At 63.1% G+C, this 26353-nt stretch carries 22 protein-coding genes and 1 tRNA gene; 12 read left to right on the top strand and 11 right to left on the bottom strand.

The window, feature by feature from the left end; all coding sequences use genetic code 11:
- The first annotated feature begins 61 nt into the window (after positions 1 to 61).
- Complete coding sequence (locus tag P0D87_RS02945) at positions 62 to 1048, top strand: LysR family transcriptional regulator (protein WP_053857838.1); 987 nt, start codon at positions 62 to 64, stop codon at positions 1046 to 1048.
- Positions 1049 to 1441: 393 nt separating this feature from the next.
- Here the strand turns inward: P0D87_RS02945 and P0D87_RS02940 are convergent, their stop codons facing one another.
- The 8 genes from P0D87_RS02940 to P0D87_RS02905 form a co-directional block, all read right to left on the bottom strand.
- Positions 1442 to 1861, bottom strand: coding sequence for an ExbD/TolR family protein (locus P0D87_RS02940; RefSeq protein WP_006051191.1), 420 nt, complete (start codon positions 1859 to 1861; stop codon positions 1442 to 1444).
- Positions 1862 to 1887: 26 nt separating this feature from the next.
- Positions 1888 to 2616, bottom strand: a complete 729-nt coding sequence (locus P0D87_RS02935) for a MotA/TolQ/ExbB proton channel family protein (RefSeq protein ID WP_006051190.1) — start codon at positions 2614 to 2616, stop codon at positions 1888 to 1890.
- A 27-nt stretch (positions 2617 to 2643) separates the two neighbouring features.
- Positions 2644 to 3378 carry an energy transducer TonB gene (locus P0D87_RS02930; protein ID WP_053857839.1) on the bottom strand — a complete coding sequence of 245 codons (735 nt, stop codon included), beginning with the start codon at positions 3376 to 3378 and terminating at the stop codon, positions 2644 to 2646.
- Between the two features lie 314 nt (positions 3379 to 3692).
- On the bottom strand, positions 3693 to 3926 hold the full coding sequence (locus P0D87_RS02925) for a (2Fe-2S)-binding protein (RefSeq protein WP_029972066.1): 234 nt from the start codon (positions 3924 to 3926) through the stop codon (positions 3693 to 3695).
- Between the two features lie 239 nt (positions 3927 to 4165).
- Positions 4166 to 5053, bottom strand: coding sequence for a glutamate racemase (murI, locus tag P0D87_RS02920; RefSeq protein WP_053857840.1), 888 nt, complete (start codon positions 5051 to 5053; stop codon positions 4166 to 4168).
- Between the two features lie 143 nt (positions 5054 to 5196).
- Entirely contained in the window at positions 5197 to 5676 is a 480-nt protein-coding gene (gene bfr, locus P0D87_RS02915) for a bacterioferritin (protein ID WP_006051186.1), read from the bottom strand.
- A gap of 179 nt (positions 5677 to 5855) precedes the next feature.
- A complete protein-coding gene (locus P0D87_RS02910; protein WP_006051185.1) occupies positions 5856 to 7379 on the bottom strand; it encodes a fumarate hydratase in 1524 nt (507 codons plus the stop codon).
- A gap of 51 nt (positions 7380 to 7430) precedes the next feature.
- Positions 7431 to 7997, bottom strand: coding sequence for a TIGR00645 family protein (locus P0D87_RS02905; RefSeq protein ID WP_006051184.1), 567 nt, complete (start codon positions 7995 to 7997; stop codon positions 7431 to 7433).
- A gap of 716 nt (positions 7998 to 8713) precedes the next feature.
- On the opposite strand from P0D87_RS02905, the gene acs reads away from it, so the two are divergent.
- The 3 genes from acs (at position 8714) to P0D87_RS02890 (ending at position 13331) form a co-directional block, all read left to right on the top strand.
- Positions 8714 to 10696: an acetate--CoA ligase gene (gene acs / locus P0D87_RS02900; protein ID WP_053858991.1), complete on the top strand. Its 1983-nt coding sequence runs from the start codon at positions 8714 to 8716 to the stop codon at positions 10694 to 10696.
- Positions 10697 to 10873: 177 nt separating this feature from the next.
- Positions 10874 to 11308 carry a DUF4212 domain-containing protein gene (locus P0D87_RS02895; protein WP_053858992.1) on the top strand — a complete coding sequence of 145 codons (435 nt, stop codon included), beginning with the start codon at positions 10874 to 10876 and terminating at the stop codon, positions 11306 to 11308.
- A gap of 4 nt (positions 11309 to 11312) precedes the next feature.
- Positions 11313 to 13331: a sodium:solute symporter family protein gene (locus P0D87_RS02890; protein WP_006051181.1), complete on the top strand. Its 2019-nt coding sequence runs from the start codon at positions 11313 to 11315 to the stop codon at positions 13329 to 13331.
- Between the two features lie 51 nt (positions 13332 to 13382).
- On the opposite strand, the gene P0D87_RS02885 is transcribed toward P0D87_RS02890, so the two are convergent.
- Both P0D87_RS02885 and P0D87_RS02880 read right to left on the bottom strand, forming a co-directional pair.
- Positions 13383 to 13751: a hypothetical protein gene (locus P0D87_RS02885; protein ID WP_053857841.1), complete on the bottom strand. Its 369-nt coding sequence runs from the start codon at positions 13749 to 13751 to the stop codon at positions 13383 to 13385.
- A gap of 12 nt (positions 13752 to 13763) precedes the next feature.
- Complete coding sequence (locus P0D87_RS02880; RefSeq protein WP_082366964.1) at positions 13764 to 14576, bottom strand: hypothetical protein; 813 nt, start codon at positions 14574 to 14576, stop codon at positions 13764 to 13766.
- A 306-nt stretch (positions 14577 to 14882) separates the two neighbouring features.
- Between P0D87_RS02880 and P0D87_RS02875 the strand changes: the two genes are divergently transcribed.
- Positions 14883 to 14973: transfer RNA gene (locus P0D87_RS02875), tRNA-Ser, on the top strand.
- A 337-nt stretch (positions 14974 to 15310) separates the two neighbouring features.
- Here the strand turns inward: P0D87_RS02875 and P0D87_RS02870 are convergent.
- Entirely contained in the window at positions 15311 to 15934 is a 624-nt protein-coding gene (locus P0D87_RS02870; protein ID WP_082366966.1) for a nitroreductase family protein, read from the bottom strand.
- Between the two features lie 354 nt (positions 15935 to 16288).
- On the opposite strand from P0D87_RS02870, the gene P0D87_RS02865 reads away from it, so the two are divergent.
- From P0D87_RS02865 to P0D87_RS02835, 7 genes are all read left to right on the top strand, one after another.
- A complete protein-coding gene (locus P0D87_RS02865) occupies positions 16289 to 16522 on the top strand; it encodes an MbtH family protein (RefSeq protein WP_053857843.1) in 234 nt (77 codons plus the stop codon).
- Between the two features lie 18 nt (positions 16523 to 16540).
- On the top strand, positions 16541 to 17431 hold the full coding sequence (locus P0D87_RS02860; protein WP_053857844.1) for a thioesterase II family protein: 891 nt from the start codon (positions 16541 to 16543) through the stop codon (positions 17429 to 17431).
- A gap of 70 nt (positions 17432 to 17501) precedes the next feature.
- Positions 17502 to 18938 carry a cupin domain-containing protein gene (locus tag P0D87_RS02855; protein ID WP_053857845.1) on the top strand — a complete coding sequence of 479 codons (1437 nt, stop codon included), beginning with the start codon at positions 17502 to 17504 and terminating at the stop codon, positions 18936 to 18938.
- Positions 18939 to 19105: 167 nt separating this feature from the next.
- Entirely contained in the window at positions 19106 to 19990 is an 885-nt protein-coding gene (locus tag P0D87_RS02850) for a YqcI/YcgG family protein (RefSeq protein WP_053857846.1), read from the top strand.
- A gap of 39 nt (positions 19991 to 20029) precedes the next feature.
- On the top strand, positions 20030 to 21676 hold the full coding sequence (locus P0D87_RS02845; protein WP_053857847.1) for a cyclic peptide export ABC transporter: 1647 nt from the start codon (positions 20030 to 20032) through the stop codon (positions 21674 to 21676).
- A gap of 16 nt (positions 21677 to 21692) precedes the next feature.
- Positions 21693 to 22517: an ATP-binding cassette domain-containing protein gene (locus P0D87_RS02840; RefSeq protein ID WP_053857848.1), complete on the top strand. Its 825-nt coding sequence runs from the start codon at positions 21693 to 21695 to the stop codon at positions 22515 to 22517.
- 227 nt (positions 22518 to 22744) lie between these two features.
- The gene (locus P0D87_RS02835; protein ID WP_053857849.1) at positions 22745 to 26338 is read left to right on the top strand and encodes a condensation domain-containing protein; all 3594 of its coding nucleotides are present in this window, start codon (positions 22745 to 22747) and stop codon (positions 26336 to 26338) included.
- Positions 26339 to 26353: the final 15 nt, after the last annotated feature.

Below are 26353 nucleotides of genomic sequence, written 5' to 3'. Positions count from 1 at the left end.
ACCGTTTTTCGGGGCGCCAGCCGCCGCCACGCAATGGATTGTTCTATTACTGGAACGATAGATGAAGATCGATTCACACAACCTGAACGACCTGATGTATTTCTCGCAGGTCGTCGAACATGGCGGCTTTTCCGCCGCCGAGCGCGTGCTGGGCATCTCCAAATCGCGTCTGTCGCGCCGCCTGACCGAGCTAGAAGCGTCGCTCGGCGTGCGGCTTCTGCAGCGCTCGACACGTAAGCTCGCGCTCACCGAAGCCGGCCAGCTTTTCTACCAGCATTGCCAGGCGATGCTGAGCGAGGCGCAGGCGGCCGTGAACGTCGTGCAGCAATTGCGCTCGTCGCCGCGCGGCACCGTGCGCGTGAGCGTGCCCGTCACGGTCTCGCAGACCATTCTGTCGACGATCCTGCCGGAATTCATGCATCGGTATCCCGAAGTGCGGGTCGTCATGCGCGTAACGAACCGCGTCGTCGATCTGTTCGAAGATTCGATCGACGTCGCGTTGCGCGTGCGCTCCGATCCGCCGGAAAACGCCAATATCGTCGTGCGTCCGCTGTGGCGCACGCAGCAGATGCTGGTGGGCGCGCCGAGCTTGCTGCAGCAGAACGCGCCGCCGTTGCAGCCGAACGATCTGGCGCGCTTCGAAACGCTCGACGTGCCGACGACCGACGGCCGCCACGTCTACCACCTGATCGCGCCCGACGGCAGCCGTCACGTGCACGAACACGAGCCGCGTCTCGTGACCGCCGATCTGTCGACGATTCGCGAAGCCGTGCTGTGCGGCGTCGGCATCGCCGCGTTGCCGGAGATGATGTACGGCGCCCCGTTGCGCACCGGGCAATTGTCGCCGGTCATGCCGGGCTGGACCTTTCCGGCGCCGCAGTTGTACGCCGTATTCGTGTCGCGGCAGGGGATGGTGCCGGCCGTGCGCGCTTTCGTCGATTATCTGGTCGAGATGCTCGATCCCGATGACGGCAAGCACATCTTGCCCGAATGCCCGGCGCCGGCCGAGCGGCCCGTCTCGCGAACTGCGGCGGCGGTGTCGCCCTAGCAGATCGCGCGCTGTGCGGCATCGTTTTTAGCATTGAAGCGTGGCCTGTCATGAGTACTTTCAATCAGCGTTTGCTTGAATGCGCGAGCTCACGGCGCTATATTGAAATCCCTTCGCTAAGGAGTCTCTTATGCGAAAACTCATGGCCGCTATCATAGCGAGCCTGATAGGGCTGACCGCGCTGTCCGTGTCGAGCACGGCTGTCGCATGCGGTGATCCGAGCCAGCAGTCTTCGACCGAAGGCAAATGATCCCGCCGCCCGAAGGCGCCGAGCGCGCACAAAAAAAGGCCTTCATCCGACGATGAAGGCCTTTTACTTTTTAGCCCCTGTTTCAAGGGCTTTTCTTCATTTTCCGACGATGCCGGCCGCGATCGGCCAGCGTTTCAAAGCGCTCACTTGCCCTTGGGCTGCGTAACGAAACCGATCTTCGTCAGGCCGCCTGCCTGCGCGGCCGACATCACCTGCGCGACCTTTTCGTAAGGCACTTTACGATCCGCGTCGAGATGCAGTTCCGGCTGCGGATTCGCCTGCGCGGCCTCTGCAATTTTCGCGCTCAACTGCGCTTCGTCGACCTTTTTGTCGTTCCACAGCACGTTGCCGTCAGCGTCGACCGCGACGGTGACTTGCGCGGGCTTCGTGTCTTCTTTCTGACTGCTTGCGTGCGGCAGATCGATTTTCACCGCGTGACGGATCACGGGAATCGTCACCATGAAAACGATCAGGAGAACCAACATGACGTCGACGAGCGGCGTCATGTTGATTTCGTTCATCAGGCCGTCGTCATCGTCGCCGGCGAAGGGGCTCATTGCCATCGGTGTGCCTCGTCGTTCAGTGCGCTTTAATTGGCGCGAGCGGCGAGACGCAGGCCGTCGCGCTTGGTCGACGACAGGCGCGCGCCCGTCACGAAGAATGCGTGCAGGCCATGCGCGAAGCGGCTCAGCTTCGCCACGATCGCCTTGTTGGCACGCGTGAGAGCGTTATAGCCGAGCACGGCCGGAATCGCAACGAAGAGACCGAACGCGGTCATGATGAGCGCTTCGCCGACCGGACCGGCCACCTGGTCAATCGACGACTGGCCGCTCGCGCCGATGGCGAGCAGCGCGTGATAGATGCCCCACACGGTGCCGAACAGGCCGACGAACGGCGCGGTGCTGCCGATCGACGCGAGAATCGCGAGACCGCTTTGCATGCGCGCGACGCTTTCGTCCATGGTGTCCTTCAGGCAACGCGTGACCCAGTCCGACACGTCCATCCGGTCATGCAGATGCGGTTGCGTCTGATGGTGATGATCGGCGGCTTCCTGGCCCGACAGCGCGAGCGCGAGGAACGGATTGTCTTGCGGCGTCGACGCGCCGGCGCCGAGCTTCTTCACGCCGTCGGCGAGATCGTCCGAATGCCAGAACGCCTGCTCCGCGTTCTTCGTGAGGCGGTTCAGCCGCATCACGTTCCATCCCTTGATGACGATCACGCTCCACGACATCACCGACATCACCAGCAGCGCGAGCGCGATGCCGCGCGTGACGAAATCCCCTTGCGCCCAGACGTGCGCCAATCCGTAGTTTTGCATTGCAATTCCTTTATTTTGAAATCCGCTTCAATCTTCGAGATTGAAGTTGTAAGGCTGGGTGTAGGCGGCCCGAATGGGCTGGCCGTCCTCGAGATAGGGCTTGCACGCGCTCGCATGCGCGGCGGCGAGCGCGGCGTCGTCGAGACGGCTGAAGCCGCTGCTCTTCTTCAATTCGATGTTCTCGAGCTTGCCCGTCAGGCCGACCACGAACTTCACATAGGCGGTGCCGGTCTCGCCGCGGCGCCGCGACAGCGCCGGGTAGTCGGGCTTGGCGATGTTGCAGTCGAGGTGCGAGACGTTCTTCGGCGCGGAGATTTCCATCGTCTGACGGCCGATCGCGGGCGCGGCCGGTGCGGCAGGCGTCGGCGGCGCGGCGGGAGCGGCAGGCGCGGCAGGCTCCGGTGGCGCGACCGTCACGGGCGACGGCGCGGGCGCCTCGCGCAGCGGCGCGGGGGTGGGCTTCGGCGTCGGCTTGGGCTGCACCTTCGGCTTGCTGTGGACCGGCGGCGTGGGCGTGGGTGGCGGCGGCGCGACCGACTGCACCGCGGCCGGCGCGGCAACCGGCGCGGGCGGCAGCAATTGCGCGGTCATCACGCGCGACTCGAGCGCGGGCTGCACCGGGTCGTGACGCAGTGTCAGGATCACGGCGAGCAACGCGACGTGAACCGTCGCGACCAAGGCGGTCGCGGTCAGGACGCGGGGATTCATTCGGTTGGACGAAGCCGGTGCGGCGCCGGCTGAAACGGTATGCGAAGCCTGCATGTTAGCGTGGCGGCGCGCTGTCGATGCAGCACGCCTGACAATACTTCGTCATGTTCGGAAGATCAGCAGCGAAATACACAATGTGGTCACGAAACCAATCAGCAATTCCATCTCGGGCTCCTTCGACGGGTGAGCGGGTCGCTGGCTGGCAGGAATACTGGCTTGCTGACGGCAGTGGACTAAATAAAAAGCGCTCGAAAGCGCCGAATGATGAGCATCAAAAACGCATCTCAACGCGAAGCGGCGGGGGCAGTGCGGCAACAAGACGGCGCAGGTGCTTTTGTGCGCCTCGCGCCGCGTGTCGTGAACTTGCCTTAAGCCGCCTTGCGTTCGTAAAACGTCACCGGCATGGCCTGCTGATGCTCGAAGCCGCAGCGGCTCGAGCACACGCCGCTTTGCATCATCACGTCGCGCACCGAGTCCGCGCATTTGCCGCAGCAGGTGGCGACACCGAGCTCGAATTGCAGCTCGTCGAACGAGTCGACGCCTTCCGCGATCGAGGCACGGATCTTTCGGTCAGAAACAGACTTGCAGACACAGACAATCATGGCGGGCGTCATAGCTAACGTTAATGCGAATTATTATCATTTTGTTTGGCCGGTTTGGCAAGCGTCTCAGGTGGTTTTTTGTAACAAAACCAGACTCTTAGAAGGGTTTCGACTATGACGCGACGGCGCGGGCTGGCGGCGCGCGGCGCTGCGGAGGGTGCTTAAACCGCATAAAAACGCGCGCGGTGGCGTCGGAAGAGGCGTCGGAAACGGCGTCGGAAACCGCGCCGAAAAGGGCGCTAGGCCGGCTGCGACGAGAGTGCAGCGGTACGGCGCGACGGAATCAGCACGCGCTCGACCTGCGCGTCCATGTTCAGCAGCGTCGCGACAAGCTGCCGCAGATGCGTGCCGTTGTCGGTGGAATAAAAGCGCGGCGGCGGGGCGTCTGCCGTTTCGGGCGTTGCGCGCACGCCGTGCTGTTCGAGCACGCGCTCGAGCTGGCGGGCAATCGCCACGCTCGTGTCGATTAGCGCCATCCGGTCGCCGACGATGTCGCGGATCGCCGCATCGAGAAACGGATAGTGCGTGCAGCCGAGCACGAGGGTATCGGCGCCGGCGGCGAGCATCGGCTGAAGATAGCTTGCGAGCAGCGCGCGCAGCTCCGTCGAACCGACGTCGCAGCGCTCAACGGCCTGCACGAGCCCGTGACCGGGCTGACAGATGAAGCGGCAATCGGCCGCGTAGCGCTCGAGCAGCGCCTGGAAGCGTGCGCTGCGCAACGTAACCTGGGTGGCGAGCACGCCTGCGACGCGCGTTTTCGATTGCAGCGCGGCCGGCTTGATGCCCGGTTCGACGCCGACAAGCGGGATGCTCAGCTTTTCGCGAACCAGCGCGATGGATTGCGCGGTCGCCGTGTTGCAGGCCACGATCAGCGCCTTCGCGCCTTGCCTCGCGAGCCACTCGCCGATGGCGAGTGTCCGGTCCGCGATGAAGTCGTCGTCGCGCTCGCCGTAGGGCGCGTACAACGAATCGGCGACGTACAGCAGCGCCTCGTCGGGCAATTGCGCCCGAACCGCCCGCAACACCGACAAGCCGCCGAGACCCGAGTCGAAAATGCCGACGGGCGCGCGCGAAGCGACGCTCGACCGAGCGATTGATGCATTCGAAGACGACGATTCTGCTGGCATGGGCGATCGGGACGCGCGGCGCTGCGGTCAGGCAAAGCGGGGAAAAGGGAAGCGGCCAAGTATATCGCCAGCGCGGCGCATGCTATCCCGAATGAATAGTCAGAAGCTCATGCGCCGGTGCGTGGCCTTGCGATGCGATCCGCTTAGGACTCCACCGAGCCCATCGCGGTTTGCTGGTAATTCTGAATGCCGACCTTGTCGATCAGGTCGAGTTGCGTTTCGAGCCAGTCGATGTGCTCTTCCGTGTCGTCGAGAATCTTCACGAAGATTTCACGCGAGATGAAATCGCGAACTGATTCGCAATACGCAATAGCTTCCTTGCAGGTGCTCTGCGAAATCTGCTCGAGCTTCAGGTCGCATTCGAGAATCTCTTTGGTTTCCTCGCCGATCAGAAGCTTGTGCAGGTCTTGCAGATTCGGCAGACCGTCAAGCATGAAAATCCGTTCGATCAGCCAGTCGGCGTGTTTCATTTCGCCGATCGACTCGTCGTATTCATGCTTGCCGAGTTTCTCGAGACCCCAATGCTTGTACATCCGCGCGTGCAGGAAGTACTGGTTGATCGCGGTCAATTCATTCTTCAACTGGGCGTTGAGATACTCGATAACTTTCTTGTCGCCTTGCATGATCTTTCCTTGGTGGGGACTTCAATTTTTCAACAACAATAAACGCCATGCCTGAAAAAGCCAAGAGAACAGAACATCTTGACGCGGTTCCCGGCTTTGCATGTGACGCATGCCGCCCATGAAAAAAGCCGGGACCGCGGCCCCGGCTTCTCAGTACGCTTGACGCGTCAGGCGGCCAATCAGACCGTTGCGACCGGAATCTTGCCGATCTTTGCCTGCCATTCCTTCGGGCCGGTCTGGTGCACCGAAGTGCCGTTCGAATCGACCGCGACCGTGACCGGCATGTCCTGCACATCGAACTCGTAGATCGCTTCCATGCCGAGGTCTTCGAATGCCAGCACCTTCGCGCTGCGGATCGCCTTCGACACGAGATAAGCGGCGCCGCCCACGGCCATCAGATACGCGGCCTTGTGTTTCTTGATTGCCTCGATTGCGACCGGTCCGCGCTCGGCCTTGCCGATCATCGAAATGAGGCCGGTTTGCGCGAGCATCGTCTCGGTGAACTTGTCCATGCGCGTGGCCGTGGTCGGGCCTGCCGGACCAACTGCTTCGTCGCGCACCGGATCGACCGGGCCGACGTAGTAGATCACGCGATTCGTGAAGTCGACCGGCAGCTTTTCGCCCTTCGCCAGCATATCGGCGATGCGCTTATGCGCGGCGTCGCGGCCCGTCAGCATCTTGCCCGACAGCAGCAGCGTCTGGCCCGGCTTCCATGCGGCGACTTCTTCGGGCGTCAGCGTGTTCAGATCGACGCGCTTGCTGGTTTCCGTATTCGGTTCCCACTGCACCTTCGGCCATGCGTCGAGCGACGGCGCTTCGAGCTTCGCGACGCCCGAGCCGTCCAGCGTGAAGTGAGCGTGACGCGTGGCCGCGCAGTTCGGAATGATCGCGATCGGCTTGGACGCGGCGTGCGTCGGCGCGGCCATGATCTTCACGTCGAGCACGGTGGCGAGACCGCCGAGACCTTGTGCGCCGATGCCGAGCGCGTTGACCTTCTCATGCAGTTCGACGCGCAGTTCCTCGATCCAGTCTTGCGGGCCGCGTGCGATCACGTCCTGAATGTCGATCGGGTCCATCAGCGATTCTTTTGCCATCAGCATGGCTTTCTCAGCCGTGCCGCCGATGCCGATGCCAAGCATGCCCGGCGGACACCAGCCTGCGCCCATGGTCGGCACGGTCTTCAGAATCCAGTCGACGATCGAATCCGACGGATTGAGCATCGCGAACTTCGATTTGTTCTCCGAGCCGCCGCCCTTGGCCGCGACCTGCACGTCGACCTTGTCGCCCGGCACGATCTCGTAGTGAATCACCGCCGGCGTGTTGTCTTTCGTGTTCTTGCGCGCGCCTTCGGGCGGGCTCACGATCGACGCGCGCAGCACGTTGTCGGGATTCAGATAACCGCGGCGCACGCCTTCGTTGATCATGTCCGTGACGCTCATCGTCGCGCCGTCCCAACGCACGTCCATGCCCACCTTCACGAACACCGTGACGATGCCGGTGTCCTGGCAGATCGGGCGCTTGCCTTCGGCGCACATGCGGCTGTTGGTGAGGATCTGCGCGATGGCATCTTTCGCGGCCGGGCTCTGTTCGAGTTCGTATGCGCGGCCGAGCGCCTGGATGTAGTCGAGCGGATGGTAGTAGCTGATGTACTGAAGCGAATCAGCAATGCTCTGGATCAGATCTTCCTGTTTGATGACGGTCATGGCTAAGCTCGGTGGGGACAGTGCGCTTCTTTCTGTTCGCAGGCTATGCGGTCAGTCGTGCGCTTTCAGGGGAGAGGAACCGGCGGAACCCAGCGGCTGCAAATCCGCGGGTTCCTGAAAATGAGTGGGATGCGTATGCGTGGTGAGGCGGTCGACGAAGGCCATCACGAGCGCGGAAATCAGGAACGCGACGTGGATGATCACCTGCCACATGATCGCGTGCGTCGTGTTCTGGTCCGGGCTGATGAACGTCTTAAGCAGATGGATCGACGAGATGCTGATGAGCGCCATCGAGAGCTTCACCTTCAGCACGCCCGCGTTCACGTGATCGAGCCATTCCGGTTCGTCAGGATGACCTTCGACACCGAGCCGCGACACAAAGGTCTCATATCCGCCGATGATCACCATGATCAGCAGGTTCGAGATCATGACCACGTCGATGAGGCCCAGCACCACGAGCATGATGTTGGTTTCGTCGAGCGTCATCGACGCTGTGACCAGATGCCAGACTTCCTTCAGAAACAGCACCACATACACGCCCTGGGCGACGATCAAGCCGAGATAGAGCGGCACCTGCAGCCAGCGGCTCATGAAGATGACGGCGGGCAGCGGGCGCATGGGGCGGCGTGAACGCGCGGAGTCGGGTCGCGAAGCGGACATAGGCAAGAGTCGGATCTAACGCAGGTGACGGAACGTGAACCAAATGCGCCGGGCCAGCGTGCGGGTCACGCGCGCGGGTCGGCACGCAAAGCGAGGCGCGGACGGCGCGGCGCGGGCGCACAACAAGAATGTGAGCCGCGGCGCTCGTATCAGCGCGCGCTATTGTACAGCGTCGGCCGGACTTGCTGCGGTGCGGCGGGCAGGGCGGCGGCGCGTCATCCTGAGACGCGCGATTCGAACTGGAATGCGGGCGGCTAGTTCAGTTAGCATTGTGTTAGCCGCTTGAACGCGAGGTTAAGTGAGCACCGCCGTGAGCACCCCGTAAGCGCCTCGTTGCGCGAACGAGCGCCGGCAGCATGCGCTTTTTGTGCAAAGCGTCGTACGAATCGCATAAGGGTTTTTGCGGGCACGCCGATGCGGCTCGCGTAAGTGGCTGGTAAGTTGCACCGCTTATGGTTCAACATGAGAGCGGACGCGGCCTCGCCTCCATTCGTGCTGCATTGCCGTACGAGTGAAGGAGAGGCGGGCCGGCCGCGGCGCGGCGATCCATCGCGGGTCGCTCGCGCGAGGGCGGGAGACAGCGCGCCGCAATCGTGCTTCGATTGCGGCGTCTACATGACATGGCGCACGAACGTGCGCCGGCACAGGTTTTCATCTTCACCAAGGGGTTGTCGATGTCTGCGATTGAATCGGTTCTTCAGGAACGCCGTGTTTTCCCGCCATCCGCGCAAGCAGCGGCCGGCGCCACGATCTCCGGCATGGACGCTTACCATGCGCTGACCGCCGAGGCGGAGCGGGATTACGAAGGCTTCTGGGGGCGTCTTGCTCGCGAGACGCTAAGCTGGAACAAGCCCTTTACGAAGGTGCTCGACGAATCGAACGCGCCGTTCTATACGTGGTTCGAAGACGGTCAGCTCAACGCGTCGTACAACAGCATCGACCGTCATGTGGAAGCGGGCAACGGCGAGCGCGTCGCGATCGTGTTCGAAGCCGACGACGGCACCGTCACCAACGTCACCTATCAGGATCTGCTGCAACGTGTATCGCGCTTTGCGAACGCGCTGAAAAAGCGCGGCGTGAAGAAGGGCGACCGCGTGGTCATCTATATGCCGATGTCGATCGAAGGCATTGTCGCGATGCAGGCTTGCGCGCGTATCGGCGCGACGCACTCGGTGGTGTTCGGCGGCTTCTCGTCGAAGTCGCTCAACGAACGGCTCGTCGACGTGGGCGCGGTCGCGCTCGTGACATCGGACGAACAGATGCGCGGCGGCAAGGCGCTGCCGCTGAAAAATATCGCCGACGAAGCGCTTGCAATGGGCGGTTGCGACGCGGTGAAGAGCGTGATCGTCTACAAGCGCACGGGCGGCAAGATCGCATGGGACGAAGCCCGCGATCTGTGGATGCATGAACTCATGCAAGCCGAGTCCGATCAATGCGCGCCCGAGTGGGTCGGCGCAGAACATCCGCTTTTCATCCTCTACACGTCCGGTTCGACGGGCAAGCCGAAGGGCGTGCAGCACAGCACCGGCGGCTATCTGCTGTGGGCCGCGCAAACCATGAAGTGGACCTTCGACTGGAAGGCCAACGACGTGTTCTGGTGTACCGCGGACATCGGCTGGATCACGGGCCATAGCTACATCACGTATGGTCCGCTGACGCTCGGCGGCACGCAGGTCGTGTTCGAAGGCGTGCCGACTTATCCGAATGCCGGCCGCTTCTGGGACATGATCGCGAAGCACAAGGTGACGCTCTTCTATACGGCGCCGACCGCGATCCGCTCGCTGATCAAGGCCGCCGAAGCGGACCAGAAAGTGCATCCGAAAAGCTACGACCTGTCGACGCTGCGCATCATCGGCACGGTCGGCGAGCCGATCAATCCGGAGGCGTGGGTGTGGTATCACGAGAACGTCGGCGGCGGCCGTTGCCCGATTGTCGATACGTGGTGGCAGACGGAAACCGGCGGCCACATGATCACGCCGCTGCCAGGCGCCACGCCGCTCGTACCGGGTTCATGCACGCTGCCGTTGCCGGGCATCATGGCGGCGGTCGTCGACGAAACGGGTCAGGACGTGCCGAACGGGCAGGGCGGCATTCTCGTCGTGAAGCGGCCGTGGCCTTCGATGCTGCGCAATGTGTGGGGCGATCCGGACCGCTACAAGAAGAGCTATTTCCCCGAGGAACTCGGCGGCAGGCTGTATCTCGCTGGCGACGGGGCGGTGCGCGACAAGGAGACCGGCTACTTCACGATCATGGGCCGCATCGACGACGTGCTCAACGTGTCCGGTCACCGTCTCGGCACGATGGAGATCGAATCGGCGCTGGTGTCGAATCCGATCGTCGCTGAAGCGGCGGTCGTGGGACGTCCCGATGCAACGACGGGCGAGGCGGTGTGCGCGTTCGTCGTGCTGAAGCGCGCGCGCCCGGAAGGCGAAGAGGCGGTGAAGCTCGCCAATGAACTGCGCAACTGGGTCGGCAAGGAAATCGGTCCGATCGCGAAGCCGAAGGACATCCGCTTCGGCGAGAATCTGCCGAAGACGCGTTCGGGCAAGATCATGCGCCGTCTGTTGCGCTCGCTTGCGAAGGGCGAGGCGATCACGCAGGACGTGTCCACGTTGGAGAACCCGGCGATTCTCGATCAGCTCGGCGAGTCGCTGTAAGGCTATTCTGCTCGCGCTGGGATCACGCCGGGCTTATTGCCACGCCTATGAAGGGCGGAGGCGTGTCGATCGATGCGCCTCTCGCCCGATGCCGCGTTCCGCGATCGGCGATCCGCGATCCGGCATCGCGCGGACAATCCCGATTGCCTGCGCGGTGCCTTTTTGATACATAGGCGCATGGCCGCGCCGCACTCCACCTCTCATGCCACGCACAATCCCCCGCCCGAACCGCCTGCGGTGTCGGAGGCGTTGGCGCGCGCGCATCAAAAGTATTGGCGCTTTAACGTCACGTTGATCGCCGCGTTGATGAGCGTTGGCTTCGCGGTGTCGTTCCTGTTGCCGCTCGCCGCGCCGATGCTCGCGCATGTGCGGATCGCCGGCTTCAGCTTGCCGTTTTACTTCGGCGCACAAGGCGCGATCCTGATCTACCTGGCGTTGATCGTCGTGTATATCCTGTCGATGCAGCGCGCGGATCGCCGGTTGCAGCGCGCGTTTCTTGCCGACGCGGATACGAACGAAGTCGAGAATAGCGCTGTAAATCAGGCTGTAAATCGCACAACGGACGCCGCCGCGAACCACATCGCCGCCGATTCCGGCACGCGCGGACTCTAAGCCGATGAAGCTCACGAACCGGCTGATCCGCGCATACGCGTTCTACACGCTCGGCTTCCTGCTGTTCATCTATGTGATGTGGCGTATCGAGCGCACAACCGGTCCGGGCATGTGGATCGGCTACGTGTTTCTGTTCGTGCCGATTGCCGTGTATGCGGTGATCGGCTTGCTGTCGCGCACGTCCGATCTCGTCGAATACTACGTCGCCGGGCGGCGCGTGCCGTCGGCGTTCAACGGCATGGCGACCGCGGCGGACTGGTTGTCGGCGGCGTCGTTCATCGGGCTCGCCGGCTCCATCTATGCGACGGGCTACGACGGCCTCGCTTACCTGATGGGCTGGACCGGCGGCTATTGCCTCGTCGCGTTTCTGCTCGCGCCGTACGTGCGCAAGCTCGCGCGCTATACGATTCCCGATTTCCTCGGCACGCGTTTTTCGAGCAATGCGGTGCGCGGGCTCGCGGCGTTGTCCGCGATTCTGTGTTCGTTCGTCTATCTCGTCGCGCAGATCCAGGGCGTCGGCCTGATTGCGACGCGCTTCATCGGCGTCGACTTCGCCGTCGGGATTTTCTGCGGACTCGCGGGCATTCTCGTGTGCTCGTTTCTCGGCGGCATGCGTGCGGTGACGTGGACGCAGGTCGCGCAGTACATCATTCTGATCGCCGCGATCCTGATTCCCGTTTCGATGATCGCGCACAAGGACGGTCTCGGCTGGGTGCCTCAATTGAGTTACGGCCGGTTGATGGAGCGCATGGAGAGTCTCGAGAAGCAGGTGCGCGACGAGCCGCTCGAGCAGACCGTGCGCGACGACTATCGACGCCGTGCCGCACTGATGCAGCAGCGGCTCGACATGCTGCCGCATTCGTTCGTCGAAGAGAAACTGCGGCTCACGCAGCAGGTGGCCGATTTGCGGCGGCGCAATGGTCCGCTGCGCGAAATCAAGGAGCGCGAAAAAGCGCTGGAGCAATTTCCACGCGATGCCGCCGCCGCGCAGGTCGTGTGGACTCAGCAGCGTGATGACATGCTGATGCGCGCGGCCGCGCCGCTGCCGATGCACGAGCCGTTTCCCACAGCAAGCGACGAAGACCGGCGCATGCACGAGCGCAATTTTCTTTCACTGCTACTGTGCCTGTCGCTCGGCACGGCAAGTCTGCCGCATATTCTGACGCGCTATAACACGACGACGTCGGTGGCGTCGGCGCGTCGCTCGGTCGGCTGGACGCTGTTTTTTGTGGCGCTTTTCTACGTGACCGTGCCGGTGCTCGCGGTGCTGATCAAGTATGAGATGTTGACGAATCTCGTCGGTCATCACTTCGCCGATTTGCCGCAATGGCTCACGCAATGGCGCAAGGTCGAGCCGACCCTCATCAGTCTCGCGGACACCAACGGCGACGGCATCGTGCGATGGAGCGAAATTCAGATGCAGCCCGACATGGTGGTGCTGGCCGCGCCGGAGATCGCGGGCTTGCCGTATGTGATGTCCGGCCTGATTGCAGCGGGTGCGCTGGCCGCGGCGCTCTCGACAGCCGATGGTTTGCTGCTCACGATCGCCAATGCTTTATCGCACGACGTGTATTACCACATGGTCGACCCGGGCGCGTCGAGTCAGCGGCGTGTGACGATTTCGAAGATCCTGCTGTTGGGAGTGGCGCTGTTTGCGTCGTATGTGGCGTCGTTGAATACCGGCAACATTCTGTTTCTGGTGGGCGCGGCGTTTTCGCTCGCGGCATCGAGCCTGTTTCCGGTGCTCGTGCTCGGCGTGTTCTGGAAGCGCACGACGCGCCTCGGCGCCGTGGCCGGCATGCTGGCGGGGCTGCTCGTGTGCATCTACTACATCGTGTCGACGTATCCGTTCTTCGCGCAGATGACGGGCTTCGCGGGACCGCGCTGGTTCGGCATCGAGCCGATCAGCTCGGGCGTGTTCGGCGTACCGGCGGGTTTTCTGGTGGCTGTGGGTGTGAGTCTTTTTGATCGGAAGCCGGATGCTTATACGAGGGCGTTGGTGGATTATATTCGGCATCCGTAGGGGGCGTTGCGGCAGCGGGGACGGCCGAAGTGGAACTGCGCGCGGTATCGTTCACGTGGCGGGAAGCGGTTCTTGAGTCACCGTCAGGGTGAGATATTCAACCAGTACTTCCGCGCCGACCGAACTCGAAAACGAGGCAATTTTTTTTCGCGGCCAGTGGCTGCCCCACGGGTGCGCCTCCTCCAGCGCACTGACTGCCGATTTGTATTCGGCGGAATCGAAGTCCTCGAGAATCTTCAATTGATAGACGATGTTCTGTGCGGCAAAGCCATTCGCCAGACAGCGCGACGCGCCCGCGAATACCAGCTGCGCTTGATTGGATTTGTCGTCACTGCGCAAGACGACCACAACGGTTTTTGCGTCGGCTTCGACTGCGACTCCGACGAGAAACCAATCGTGAAACGAGGGGTATTGTTGCATCGTGGCTTCTCGTTAGGGGTTCCAGGGGCTGAAGGGAACGACATCATTGCCCGAATCGCGTCCCCCAGGTCCCCAGTTATGGGCATGAGGCTGCAGCCCGTTATGAATGTGATCAAAGTCCAGATCGACTATCGGCTTTCGGTCATCGCCGAATAGACGCATTTGCCCTGAACCGGGATTCGTGTACCAACCAGCATCACCCAGGTTCGGCGTTTTCGCTATCTCGAAGGAATCGCCGGTCGTTGTATCTGCTTCGTACTCGAACGGCTGTGCATCACTTAGCGGCGTAGCAGTGTCCGTGAGATTGCTCCTGGCGTCGGCCAGTGACGAAGGGGCCGCATTCGCATAGCGGGCTGCACCCGCATTTATCCGGTCCACCGTGTCGTTATAGCGGTCAATGTAAGCCGTCGCCGCATCGTAGGACATTCCGCAATCGTTCATTAACGAGCTGCGGAAGCTGGGAAGCCCTTGCGACTTGGGTGGCGGACTGGCACCCAACCCGTCTGTGCGCGATTGCTCGGCAATGAGAACAACACTCTCGCCGCGAATCATGGACTGCAATGTCTCTATGACCTCGAGGTCAGCGCCATTGTTTGCCAGTCGCTGGTGCCAATGGAAATTCGTCCCGAGAAAAGAGCGGACCCGCCGAACGAGCGCGGCGTCCTTTGCCCATATATCGGCATATGCGCGTTGGGAGAACTTCTTGCCTTCTTCAACTGCCTCTTTCTGCTCGGTGGAAAGAAAGATGCGCCCGCTCGCGTAGGCATCCGTGCTGTACATCATCCAGCGTTGAAACGAATCTGTCTTTAGTTCAGTTCCACCCATCGTCAGCCTCGTCGCTCGTGACGACGTAACGCTAGCAGATTGCCCGGCGCTCATGTTTTTGGGATGTTTGCCGTTATTTGGTCCAGCGTGCGGTTCGCGAACGGTTCCCCGGTAGTTTTATTTTGCTCGTCGATGAGAACGGCGCTGCCGCCGATATTGCGGTGCGCGTATTTGACGATCGCTTTTTTTACGCCGGCTCCGTGCAGGATGCGATGCGCCGTCGGCCTATGCTATGCGCTGGTCAAACGCGATTCTCGCAAAGGGTCTGGCGGACGGCCCGAAGTTTGCTATAATTCGGCTCCCCGCGGAGAGATGGATGAGCGGTTTAAGTCGCACGCCTGGAAAGCGTGTATAGGTTAATAGCCTATCGGGGGTTCGAATCCCCCTCTCTCCGCCAGGAAACCAATTAAGCCCATGATTTTTCGTGGGCTTTTTTGCGTCAAATCCAATTCCCACGCTACGACCCGCACTCTGCTGCCGATCGTTCGATCCGCTCATTGTGGCTGCCACGTGATAACCGGCGATGCCGGCTGCTCGGACGACCCTCGCACGCTCACAGTAGAAAACGCGGCGGCAAGATTGCCGCTGCACGCAACGTTTTCGTCTGTCCCGATGAAGCGCACCGCCTGCCCCCTCCGGTCGCGCGAAGACGTATACGGACTACATTGCCGCTGCTCCTCTTTAAACAGGCCCGCAGCCCTCACCGACGCTCCTCCACGCTTCCCCTCGCCACCTCAAATCGACGCACGCCCCAACCACTCACGCACATAAAGAGAATGCGACACCCGCACCGCCGAAGGCTCACGAGATTTCGGTGTCCCAACGAAAAGAAATCCCAGCACGCGCTCCGACGGCTCAAAGTCGAGCGCGGCCCACAGATTCGGATCGTAGGCGTCGGCGCCCGTCGCCCAGAAGCCGCCGTAGCCGAGCGCGTGAATCGCGTTGAGCATATTCATCGCGGCCGCGCCGACCGACAGCAGTTGCTCCGTTTCCGGCACATGCGAGTCCGCGCAAGGCGCCGCGGCGATCACGATGATAAGCGGCGCCGTGTACGCAAGCTGCCGCCGATGCTCCAACTCCGCGCGAGGCTTCGCAGGCTCGCGACGCGCCGCGACATCGACGAGCACATCGCCAAACTCGGCCCGCGCGTCGTCGCGTATCAGTGCAAAGCGCCACGGACGCAGCGAGCCATGATCCGGCGCCCGCATCGCGGCATCGAAGATCAGACCCAGCTCCGTCTCGCTGGGCCCCGGCTCGGCGAGTGGCCAGTGCGACTGACGCGAGAGCAGGGTGTCGAAAAAAGCGTGCTGCGGCCGTGACGCGGTGTCGTCCACGTTGCCGCTTTGCGAGTTGTCCATGACGAGTGCCTCCAGTTTCCAATCATCGCCGATGATGGCGACAAGCGCATGACAATGCAAATGATTCTTATTTGCTTGTCTGATGAAACGTTTTGGCTTAAGCTCCTTTTCCGCAGCCGCACACGTTGCGTGAGGCTGCGAGAACGGCGACCAAAAGCAGGACGTCGCCGGCCTTGACATGCACGGCGGCCGACGAGTAAATTTAAATGCAAATGATTCGCATTTAAATGCGAAACGGATAAGCCGTCGATCCAAGTGAAGCAGCAGTGCGTTGATGTTGAAGGCACAGAAGGGCAGCCGACGCCTTCACCCGATCAACCAGACGTACACAACTTCGTTCAGCAAGGAGCCGCGATGAGCTGGGGTGACGAAAACAGCACTTTCGTTGTCGTTGTAAATCATGAAGAACAGTATTCGATCTGGCCTGACTACAAGGCCATTCCCGCCGGCTGGCGCGAAGCAGGCAAGTCCGGCAAAAAGGACGAATGCCTGCAATGGATCGACGAGGTCTGGACGGATATGCGTCCGCTGAGCTTGCGCAAGGCGATGGCCGAGAGCGCAGCGGCCGACCGCGTGACCAACTCGTGATGCGCGAGCATTGAACCGATGAGCTCGCCGAATCGCATGCCGAATGTGCCTGAGATGCCCGACGCGCCCACCACGCTGACGCTCGTCTGCCTCGCGCATGCCGGCGGCAGCGTGGCGCTGTATCGGGACTGGCAGCATCGGCTGCCATCGTTCGTGCAGGTGCGCACACTCGAGCTGCCGGGTCACGGCATGCGCCGCTCCGTAGCGCCGCATACCGAATGGCCAGCGCTCGTCGCGCAACTCGCGGACGAACTGCTCGCGCTCGTCGATGGCGGCGCTCCATTCGCGTTGTTCGGCCACAGCATGGGTTCGCTCGTCGGACTGGAACTCATGCATGCGCTGCGCGAGCGGGGCAAGCCGGCGCCCGTCTGGTTCGGTGCATCGGCAACGATCTCGCCGGCGCGCCGCAAACACGAAACGCATTGGCTCGATTGTTCGCATGACGAAATGATTGCATGCCTGCGCGAGCGCGGCGGCACGCCGGCCGAACTGCTCGACGACGCGGATTTCATCGACTTTATGTTGCCGCTGCTGCGCGCCGATTTTCATTTGTGCGGCACGCATCCGGCGCGTATGGCGACGCATACGATGGCGCACGCCGGCACGTGGGCTGGCGCTGGGCCGCTGGACTGTCCGATCGACGTATTCGTCGGCCGCGACGATCCCGCCACGGCCAACAGCACAGACGTCGATGCGTGGGCACAACAGACGCGCGGCCCATGCCAGGTGCGCTGGTTCGACGGCGGGCATTTTTTCATCGACACGGCGCGCGATGCCGTACTTGCAGCGGTCGCCGAGTCGCTCGCGCAACGAATGCAAGAAGCGCAACGAACACATCAACCGCAAACCGCACAAGACCCGCAGCCCGCCAACACCACGACGCAACCGTTGCACCGGGCCCTCGCGTGACTCGCTCGCGCGAAACGCCCAGCAACCAACACTCGCAGTTTGAGGCAACCCGGATAAGGACCGAATGACCATGAGCCAGGCTTCGCTGCCGATCTTCGATTTCTCGCCGTTCGTTGGCCACAGCGAGCGCTACGTCGCGCTCATCAAGCAGTTCGCGGCGGCGCAGCCGTTTCGCAGCGCGACGGTCGACGAGTTGCTGCTCGACGACGATTTCCATCGCCGCCCGTTGCGTCCCGAGGACTTCGAGTTCCTCAAGTTCATGAAGCCGGTGCGCGAGCACAACGTGAGCCGTCTTCCGGCGCTCGCGTCCGGGCGCACGCTGATGTCGATCTACGAGCTCGATCTCGCGCGTCCGCCGCTGAGCGCGGAGCCTGCCGACTGGCAACGCTTCACCGATTTCTATAGCGAAGACACACGCGAACTGGGCGCGCAGATTGCGCCGTTTCTCGAAGCGTACGCATTCGAGTACCTGACGAAAGACGTCGACACGAGCGAAGATGTCGGCGCTGCGAGCGCGCGCATCACGCGCATTGTCGACGACGAGCTTGCGTTCTGGAGCGACACCTTCGCGCGGCTCATGCGCAACGACTACCTCGAAGAAGGGCTGCGCTTCATCATGGTTCAGCGCTGGGCGCTCGCGGTCTCGAAGCGCCGCGCGCTCGCGCGTGCCGGCGCAAGCGGCTTCTTCGACATGCTCCCGCCTGATGAGCGGCCCAGCCTTCATCGCGAAACGCCTGACGACGCGCTGTTCGAACGCGTCGCGTCGGCGAGCGGCGTGACGCGCCGGCAGCACGCGTACTGGCAGTTCTATCTGCCGACCAGCACCGCGAAATGCAACCTGTTGTACGCACTCGCGCGTCGGCCGGATCGAGCGTTCGCACTGATCGGCGCGGCATTCGCGGCCGAAGCCGAATGGCTCGCCTTCGGTCTCGCGCTCGAACGCGCCTGCGCGCACTTGCAGCCGGCTGGCCGAAATCATACGGATGCCGAAGCATTGAAAAGCGCGCTCGAACAGCGCTGCGCGCGAGCATTGCGGCGCGTGGCCGATAATTTCGGTGCGGCGGCGCGTGCGCAGTATGTGCAAGGCATCGTCGCGGGCGAGCGGCTTGCCGCGCGTGGTCGCTGGGATCTCGGCGAGCAGTTGCGCTGGCTTGCATCGATTCGCGAGTACGTTGCGTTCGCGCATCGCATCAGCGCGCGCATCGACGCCGAGTGCCCGGGCATCGACCGCGAGACGTTCGTCGAACCGCATGAAATGTGTTCGACGACGCACGTGCACAACGATCATCGCCTCGTCACGATCGAGGAGGGCGACATGCTCTTCTGGGGCAACGTCGGCATGCAGCACGCAATGCACAAAGGCGACATGGTGCTGATCCCCGATGGACGTCTGCATGGCTCGACGGTGGTGTCGAACGAATGCACGTATCACCAGCCGATCATTCCCGATGCGTGGATCGAGGCCCTCGTCGCCGAGCTCGACGAACCGGCGACGGCCACGACGTAAGCGAATACAAACAAGAAGAAAACCGCAGCACCATGCAGGCGCCCACGGCGAAGATCGACAACAGAGGTGCCTCTTCCCCACGACAGTATCGACGTCCCGGCCACGCGGTCCGGGATGCCTCGCGCGCTCGGCGCGCACAACAGTGGGTCAGGAAGAGAGAGCGAACGATGCAAGCAGGCAACAGTGCTGTCGGAGACGCCGATCGATTCGAGGTCAGCGACTGGAAGAGCCGGATCATTGCCGGCAGAGCGACGGGCGCCGCGGTGTCCGCGCCCGCGTGGCTGGACGCTTCGTATGCGACGCTGCGCGAGCAGGTGCTCAATCCGGCGTATCCGTGCTTTTTCGGCACGATGGCGGAGCGGCGCGGCGAGATGTTCTATTCGTTCGTGAACGGCCGCGATCTGCGCGATCTTCCCGCGACGATGCAAACTTTCGCGGAGCTCGCGGTGCGGCCGGAGTACAGGAGAAACAACATCGCGGTATTCTTCGAGCCGGACCCGGAGCCGCTTTCGCACGATGCATATCGAACGCTTTTCTGGGGCATTCTGCAGCGGTTGCACGACATCGACCCGGACCCGGCGGCAGACCAGCAGCCGGACCCGATGGATGAAGCGTGGGAGTTTTCATATGCGGGTGTGCAGATGTTCGTGGTGTGCGCGTGTCCGTCGTTTCGCGCGCGCCATAGCCGTAATTTAGGTCCTGGAATGGTGCTGCTGTTCCAGCCGCGTTCGGTATTTGTCGATACCATCACCAACAAGGTGATTGGCCGTGAGGCACGCAATCAGGTGCGCAAGCGTCTGGAAACATGGGACGACATTCCCGCGCATCCGGATCTCGGCTTTTACGGCGATCCGGGCAACCTCGAATGGAAGCAGTACTTTCTCGACGATGCGAACGCGCCCATCGAGGAACGCTGTCCGTTCTTGAAGCGCCGCGCGCAGGCCGCGGCACATTCGGCGCAGGCGCGCCGTCATGTGCCCGCGCACGGCGCGCGTAACGAACACGAAAAAGCCTTCGCGCATTGGGACGATGCGCGGGGCGCCGATAACTGACGCGGCCCCTTGCATTGACGCCGCGACGAAAGGAGCTTCATGTCCGTACTTTTGCAACTGGTCAGCAAATCGCGCTGGATGATAGCGGTCGCGCTGATCGCGAGCGTGCTCGGCGGCCTCGGCAATGCCGCGCTGCTCGCCCTCATCAACCAGGCGCTGGTCGCGACGCCCGATGGCCTCGCGCGGCTCGGCTTGCAGTTTCTTGCGGTGGGCCTCGGCGTGCTCGCGATGCGCGCGCTCGCGCAGTCGCTCTTCATGTGGCTCGGTCAGCAGGCGAAGGCAACGCTGCGCATGCGCACGATTCGTCGCATCGGCGACGCCGCGTTTGCGCATCTGGAAAAGCAGGGCGCGGCGAAATCGCTCGCGGTGCTCACGCAGGACCTCGATACCATCGTCGTGTTTTTCGTGAGCCTGCCTTCGCTCGCGATGCAAAGCGCGGTGATCGTCGGCTGCCTCGCGTATCTCGGCTATATGTCGTGGCCGATTCTCATCGTCGCGATCGTGACGATCGTGCTCGGCATGACGGGTTTTCGCTACGCGCATAGCCGCGCGATGTTTCATCTGCGCGCGTCGCGCAAGCGCGAGGACGATCTGGTCAAGCACTTCCGCGCGCTCTTTGACGGCGCGAAGGAACTGAAGCTGCATCGCGCCCGCAAGCACGCGTTCGTCGAAGACACGCTTGCGAGCAACGTCGAAGCGGTGCGCGTGCAGCGCACGCGCGGCTACATGTTGTACGCGGCGGCGTCGAGCTGGGGCAACTTCATTCTGTTCGCGTTCATCGGCCTGACGCTCTTCGTGTTCGCGCGCTACATCCGCGTCGATCCGCATGTGATGTCGGGCTACGCGATCGTGTTCGTCTACATGATCATGCCGATCGAAGCCGTCCTCGCCGCGATGCCGAGCCTGAGTTCGGCGCGCGTCGCGCTCGAGCGCATCGAACAGGTCAATGCCGAACTACCGAGCGAGGTGATGCTCGAGCCGTCTGTCGCGGCATGGTTCGAAAGCATTGCGCTCGACGGCGCCACGCATCGCTACTTCCGCGAAAAAGAAAACGAGGTGTTCACGCTGGGACCGATCGACCTCGCGTTCCGTCCGGGCGAACTCGTGTATCTGATCGGCGGCAACGGCAGCGGCAAGACGACGCTCGCGAAAATGCTGGTCGGACTTTATGTGCCGGAGAGCGGCCGCGTGCTGCTGAACGGCGAGCCCGTCGACGAAGCGCGGCGCGACGCCTACCGTCAACATTTCTCGGTCGTGTTCAGCGACTTCTTTCTGTTCGATACGCTGCTCGGCATGCATACCCACGGACTCGATGCGCTCGCGCAACAACTGCTCGCCGATCTGCAACTGGATCACAAGGTCAGCGTGAAGGACGGCAAGTTCTCGACGCTCGATCTGTCGCAAGGGCAGCGCAAGCGGCTCGCGCTCGTCGTCGCGTATCTGGAAGACCGGCCGTTCTACGTATTCGACGAATGGGCCGCGGACCAGGACCCGCTTTTCAAGGACGTCTTCTACAAGCGTCTGCTGCCGGAGCTGAAGGCCAAGGGCAAGACCGTGCTCGTCATCACGCACGACGACCGTTACTTCCATCTCGCCGAGCGCTTTATCAAGCTCGATTTCGGCCAGATCGTCGAAGACGGCTCGGGCGCCGCGCATGCCGCGAGTCTCGCGTCCGCTTATCACTGATCAGGATTCACCGCTCATGAATGCCAATCCGTCCGTTATTTCCGCGTCCGCGCAGCTTGCGCACGGCGAGCCGATGTACGAACTCGACGGCGTGTCGTTTCGCATCGGCGAACGCGTGCTGTTGCATCCGCTCGCGCTCACGCTGCCGAAGGGACGCGTGTGTGGTCTGATCGGCCACAACGGCTCGGGCAAATCGACGCTGCTCAAACTGCTCGCGCGTCAACAGTCGCCGAGTGCGGGCACGCTGCGTTTCGCGGGCCGTCCGTTGCGCGAGTGGGAGAACCGCGAGTTCGCGCGCCAGGTCGCGTATTTGCCGCAGCAGCAGCCCGCGGCGAGCGGCATGACGGTGCGCGAACTCGTCGCGCTCGGCCGCTATCCGTGGCATGGCGCGCTTGGCCGCTTTACCGGCGTCGACGGCGAGAAGGTTCATGAGGCGATGGATCTGACGGACATCACGCGTTTCGCGGATCGCGCAGTGGACAGTCTGTCGGGCGGCGAACGGCAACGCGCGTGGATCGCGATGCTGGTCGCGCAGGACAGCCAGTGCCTGCTGCTCGACGAGCCGATCTCGGCGCTCGACATCGCGCATCAACTGGAAGTGCTCGACCTCGTGCGTACGCTGAGTCAGCAGCGCGGTCTCGGCGTGGTCGTCGTATTGCACGACGTCAACATGGCCGCGCGTTTCTGCGACGACCTGATCGCGCTGAAGGGCGGCCGCCTGCTTGCGAGCGGCAGCGCGCACGAGCTGATCGAAGAAGAGATGCTCGGCGCGATTTATGGCGTGCCGATGGGCACGGTTGCGCATCCGCGCGGCGGCACGCCAATCAGTTTCGCGTATTGATCGTCATGTGCCGGGCCGCGTTTGCATCGCTGTGATGCACCGTAACCGGCACCGCATGACCCGCATCACATAACGGCGTTCCCAAGAGACGCCTTGCTCCCCGCAATGACTACGAAATTGACGCCCGCCGTCGCAACGCATGCGACGGCGGCGATCGCTGTGCGCCGCGCGATGCGGTCCAGCGCGACGACGGCCGCGCGGCGCGCGGCAAATCTCGGGAGGCGAGGATGTCTGTTATCAATACGCCGCGCCACGATGGCGCGGACAAGCACGCGGCGAATTGCGCTGCTCACGAACACGCGGTAAGCAATACGGCGGCATTCGATGACGCGCCGTTCCAGACCGCGGCGGCGCCCGCGAACGACCTTGTCTCGGTGATGAAGCTGCACGTTGCCGAGCGCCCCGATCAACTGGCAGTGCGCTTTCTCGTCGACGGCGACACCGACGCGCACGAGCTCACCTACGCAGCGCTCGACGCGCGCGCCCGGCGTCTTGCCGCGGTCCTTCGCCAACACGGTGCGCCGAACGACCGCGTGCTGCTGATGCTGCCGAGCGGGCTCGATTACGTCATGTCGTTCTTCGCCTGCCAGTATGCGGGAATGATCGCGGTTCCCGCGTATCCGGCCGAAGCGCTGCAAAGCGGACATATCGAACGGCTGCGGCGCATGTCGGGCGACTGCATGGCGCGTCTCGCGGTGGTCGAGCGCGCATCGCGGGCGTCGCTTGCTGCGTTGAATCACGAGCCGGGCTTGAACGGCGCGACGCTCGTGTCGCCGGACGAAAGCAGCGACGACGGCTTCTGCATCGAGCGCGCCGAACCCGATGCGATCGCGTTCCTGCAATACACGTCCGGTTCGACCGCGTCGCCGAAAGGCGTCATCGTTAGTCATGCCAACTTATGTGCGAACGTGAGTGCAATGTCGCGCGGCATGGGTTGCCGCGCCGGCGACCGCATGTTCTCGTGGCTGCCGCTTTATCACGACATGGGACTGATCGGCAGCGTGTTGATGCCGGTGCTGTGCGGCTTCCAGGTCACGCTGATTTCGCCGCTGCATTTTCTGGAGCGGCCGGCGCGCTGGCTCGCCGGCATCGCACGAGAACGCGCGACCGTCACGGGCGGTCCCGACTTCGCGTATCGACTCTGCACGGACCGCGTGCGAGATGCGCAGCTTGCAGGACTCGACCTGTCGTCGCTGCGTGTGGCGTTCTGCGGCTCGGAGCCGATTCGCCAGACGACGCTCGACGGTTTCGCCACGCGCTTTAGCGCCCACGGTCTCGATCCCCGCGCGATGTACGCCTGTTATGGGCTCGCTGAGGCAACGCTGTTTCTGACCGGCGTTGAGGTCGGCACAGGTTCGCCTGAGACGCGCTTTTCGGCATCGGCGCTCGCGCAGCCGTCGCCGATTGCGCGGGCCGTCGCTTCGAACAACGAGAGCAATGACGATAGCAAGGCTGTCGTCGGTTGCGGCGTGACGGCGTTCGGTCACGAGCTTGCGATCGTCGACGCGCGCACAGGCGAGCGCTTGCCGGAGCGGCATGTCGGCGAGATATGGTGCGGCGGCCCGAGCATCACGCACGGTTACTGGCAAAACCCGGAGGCCACAGCCGCTGTGTTTCTCGAAGACGCGCCCGGTTTCCGCGGACGCTGGCTGCGCACGGGCGACCTGGGTTTCGTCGACGGCGGGCGGTTGTTTTTTTGCGGACGGCGCAAGGACATGATCGTGCTGCGCGGCGAGAACGTGTATCCGCAGGATCTCGAAACAATGCTCGCGGATCGCGTCGAGTGGCTGCGCCGTGGGCGCATCACCGCGTTTCCGGTTGAAGCAGCGGATGGCGCCGAAGCGATCGGCGTCGCGGCGGAAGTGCCGCGCGGCAGAACGCGGCAGGTGTCGCCGGAGACGATTTTCGATGCGATCGCGGCCGCGCTCGGTGACGTATTTCAGTACGAAGCCGCGTTGATTCTGCTGCTCGAACCCGGCGATTTGCCGCGTACTTCGAGCGGGAAACTGCAGCGCAGCGCGTGCGTTGCCGCATGGCAAAGCGGTGCGTTGGTGCCGTTTGCGGTACGTGATTCGAGATTTGCTCCGACGCAAGGTGCCGCGATGGGTGCACTCGCTTCAAACACGAAGGACGGTGCATTAACGCCGACCGCGCAAGTCATCGCTCGCGTGTGGAGCGAGGTGCTCGACGTGCCGACACCTTGCGCATCGGATGATTTCTTCGCGCTCGGCGGGCGGTCGCTGCTGGCCGCGAAGGTTGCGTCGCGGTTGCGCGCGCAGTTCGGGCGCGAAGTGCCGGTTGGCCTGTTGTTTGGTCATCCGAAGCTTTGTGTTCTGGCGGATGCGCTAGATAAGCGCTGGGCCGCCCCGTCGCAGGACACATCAACGGTTGCCGCTCTCACGCGCCGCGCTGAAGGCGAGCGCGGCGAGGCGCCGCTCTCGTTGCCGCAGGAACGTCTATGGGTATTGTGGCAACTCGACCCGGATAGTCCCGCGTACAACATCTCGGCGGCGCTCGCGATGAGCGGTCCGCTCGACGGCGACGCCGTCCAAAGCGCGCTCGATGCGCTGGTGCATCGTCATGAGATGTTGCGCACGCGTTTTGACGATAGCGGCGACGCGCCGCGTCAACTGATTGCGCCGGTAGAAGACCTGGCGGCTGTTCGCAACGCGTGGCATTGGGAAACCGTCGACGCACGCAACCTAACCGACGACGCCTTCAACGCGCAATTGCGCCGCCTTGCCCGCGAGCCGTTCGATCTGACGCGCGGTCCGTTGTTTCGCGCGACGCTGTTCATCCGCGACGATGAGCGACATGTACTGCATTTCGTCATGCATCACATCGTCGCGGACGGTTGGTCGATCAATGTGCTGCTGCGCGACTTCGCTGCTTGTTATCGCGCGGCGCGGCAGGGCGCGGAGCAGGCACTAAACGCGCTGCCTGCGTTAGCGATCCAATACGCCGATTACGCCGCGTGGCAGCGCGAGCGTTTCGCGATCCATGGCGGCGCGCAACTCGACGCGCAACTCGACTACTGGCGCGGCCGTCTCGCGGGTTATGACACTTTGCTCGATCTGCCGACCCTGCACGAACGCGGCCGTCCTTATGAGCCTCGCGCCGCGCGCGTCGGCGCACACATTCCGGCTGCGCTTGCGAGCCGTCTCGAGTCGCTTGCGCGCGCGGAAAACGCCACGTTGTTCATGGTGCTGCTCGCCGCGTTTGCTGCGCTGCTCTCGCGCTACAGCGGCGCACAGGACGTGGCGATCGCGGTGCCCGTCGCCGGCCGCGACCGGCTGGAAACGGAGCCGCTGATCGGCTTCTTCGTCAACACGCTCGCGATACGCGCGTCGGTGAAGGGCGCGAAGCCGTTCGCCACATTGCTGCGCGAAGTGCGCGACGACAGCATCGACGCGCAGACGAATGCCGACGTGCCGTTCGAGCGCGTCGTGGCCGCGTTGCACTCGGGGCGCCGTGCGGGTGGCAGTCCGCTCGCGCAGATCAAGTTCGTGCTGCACGACGAGTTCGACACGGCGCTCGACCTCGACGGCGTGCATTGCGCGTTGATCGATGCGGACGCAAGCGACGCGCGCTTCGAACTCGCGCTCGACGTGCTGCGCGAGGGCGACCACGGACTGCGCTGCGTGTTCGCGTACGCGGCCGAGCTTTACGACGACGCGTTCGTCGCGCAGTTCGCGCGGCACTACGTCGAGCTGCTCGAACAGGTCGTGGACACGCCGCGTTGCGCGATCGGCGAATTGCGTCTTGATGACGAAGAAGCGGCCAACAGCGCGTCGCCGGTTGCGGGCGCGTACGCGCTCTGAGCGCGCTGCTTATCG

The sequence above is a fragment of the Paraburkholderia sp. RL17-368-BIF-A genome, assembly GCF_046054045.1.
GTDB classification, from domain to species: Bacteria; Pseudomonadota; Gammaproteobacteria; order Burkholderiales; family Burkholderiaceae; genus Paraburkholderia; species Paraburkholderia graminis.
This window is presented reverse-complemented; position numbering and strand designations above follow the sequence as displayed.

Excerpts from the sequence above, each read along its gene's own strand:
- P0D87_RS02945 (WP_053857838.1), top strand. The coding sequence starts at position 62 with ATGAAGATCGATTCACACAACCTGAACGACCTGATGTATTTCTCGCAG.
- P0D87_RS02940 (WP_006051191.1), bottom strand. The coding sequence starts at position 1,861 with ATGGCAATGAGCCCCTTCGCCGGCGACGATGACGACGGCCTGATGAAC.
- P0D87_RS02935 (WP_006051190.1), bottom strand. The coding sequence starts at position 2,616 with ATGCAAAACTACGGATTGGCGCACGTCTGGGCGCAAGGGGATTTCGTC.
- P0D87_RS02930 (WP_053857839.1), bottom strand. The coding sequence starts at position 3,378 with ATGCAGGCTTCGCATACCGTTTCAGCCGGCGCCGCACCGGCTTCGTCC.
- P0D87_RS02925 (WP_029972066.1), bottom strand. The coding sequence starts at position 3,926 with ATGATTGTCTGTGTCTGCAAGTCTGTTTCTGACCGAAAGATCCGTGCC.
- murI (WP_053857840.1), bottom strand. The coding sequence starts at position 5,053 with ATGCCAGCAGAATCGTCGTCTTCGAATGCATCAATCGCTCGGTCGAGC.
- bfr (WP_006051186.1), bottom strand. The coding sequence starts at position 5,676 with ATGCAAGGCGACAAGAAAGTTATCGAGTATCTCAACGCCCAGTTGAAG.
- P0D87_RS02910 (WP_006051185.1), bottom strand. The coding sequence starts at position 7,379 with ATGACCGTCATCAAACAGGAAGATCTGATCCAGAGCATTGCTGATTCG.
- P0D87_RS02905 (WP_006051184.1), bottom strand. The coding sequence starts at position 7,997 with ATGCGCCCGCTGCCCGCCGTCATCTTCATGAGCCGCTGGCTGCAGGTG.
- acs (WP_053858991.1), top strand. The coding sequence starts at position 8,714 with ATGTCTGCGATTGAATCGGTTCTTCAGGAACGCCGTGTTTTCCCGCCA.
- P0D87_RS02895 (WP_053858992.1), top strand. The coding sequence starts at position 10,874 with ATGGCCGCGCCGCACTCCACCTCTCATGCCACGCACAATCCCCCGCCC.
- P0D87_RS02890 (WP_006051181.1), top strand. The coding sequence starts at position 11,313 with ATGAAGCTCACGAACCGGCTGATCCGCGCATACGCGTTCTACACGCTC.
- P0D87_RS02885 (WP_053857841.1), bottom strand. The coding sequence starts at position 13,751 with ATGCAACAATACCCCTCGTTTCACGATTGGTTTCTCGTCGGAGTCGCA.
- P0D87_RS02880 (WP_082366964.1), bottom strand. The coding sequence starts at position 14,576 with ATGGGTGGAACTGAACTAAAGACAGATTCGTTTCAACGCTGGATGATG.
- P0D87_RS02870 (WP_082366966.1), bottom strand. The coding sequence starts at position 15,934 with ATGGACAACTCGCAAAGCGGCAACGTGGACGACACCGCGTCACGGCCG.
- P0D87_RS02865 (WP_053857843.1), top strand. The coding sequence starts at position 16,289 with ATGAGCTGGGGTGACGAAAACAGCACTTTCGTTGTCGTTGTAAATCAT.
- P0D87_RS02860 (WP_053857844.1), top strand. The coding sequence starts at position 16,541 with ATGAGCTCGCCGAATCGCATGCCGAATGTGCCTGAGATGCCCGACGCG.
- P0D87_RS02855 (WP_053857845.1), top strand. The coding sequence starts at position 17,502 with ATGAGCCAGGCTTCGCTGCCGATCTTCGATTTCTCGCCGTTCGTTGGC.
- P0D87_RS02850 (WP_053857846.1), top strand. The coding sequence starts at position 19,106 with ATGCAAGCAGGCAACAGTGCTGTCGGAGACGCCGATCGATTCGAGGTC.
- P0D87_RS02845 (WP_053857847.1), top strand. The coding sequence starts at position 20,030 with ATGTCCGTACTTTTGCAACTGGTCAGCAAATCGCGCTGGATGATAGCG.
- P0D87_RS02840 (WP_053857848.1), top strand. The coding sequence starts at position 21,693 with ATGAATGCCAATCCGTCCGTTATTTCCGCGTCCGCGCAGCTTGCGCAC.
- P0D87_RS02835 (WP_053857849.1), top strand. The coding sequence starts at position 22,745 with ATGTCTGTTATCAATACGCCGCGCCACGATGGCGCGGACAAGCACGCG.